Annotated in this window: 1 protein-coding gene; it reads right to left on the reverse strand. The window is 51.1% G+C overall.

The features are described from left to right. Nucleotides 1-564 (reverse strand): Tex-like N-terminal domain-containing protein (locus R8O10_RS26740; RefSeq protein WP_318192165.1); only part of this gene is annotated, 564 nt, incomplete at both ends.

A 564-nucleotide genomic window follows, 5' to 3' on the forward strand; every position in this document is an offset into this window, starting at 1 on the left:
GTAATCTTTAAACTTCTCGCCTTCTTGCTCTTTACCTTCAACGACACGAGAAACCAGTTCCGCGTTGCGGTTTAGATGAGCACGAATTTTTTCAAGCAGGTTCGCATCCTCAGCAATGCGCTCCATGATGATTGCGCGAGCGCCATCCAGTGCCGCTTTGGTATCCGCGATGCCTTTGTCCGCATCAAGATATTTCGTCGCTTCGATTTCTGGTTCTGTTTGTGGCTGGTTCCAAAGTGTATCAGCGAGAGGTTCTAAGCCAGCTTCAATCGCGATTTGGCCTTTGGTGCGGCGCTTTGGTTTGTATGGCAGGTAAAGGTCTTCCAGGCGAGTCTTGCTGTCGGCTTGCGTGATCTCTCGTTCTAGTTCTGGCGTCAGTTTGCCTTGTTCTTGGATCGACTTCAGAATGGTTTGACGGCGATCGTCGAGCTCGCGAAGGTATGACAGACGGCTGTCCAGAGTACGCAGTTGGGTATCATCAAGGCCACCTGTCACCTCTTTACGGTAACGTGCAATAAATGGGACCGTGTTACCATCATCAATCAGGGCGACAGCGGCGTTGAC

The organism is Vibrio sp. 1727 (assembly GCF_033344415.1).
Taxonomy (GTDB): domain Bacteria; phylum Pseudomonadota; class Gammaproteobacteria; order Enterobacterales; family Vibrionaceae; genus Vibrio; species Vibrio alginolyticus.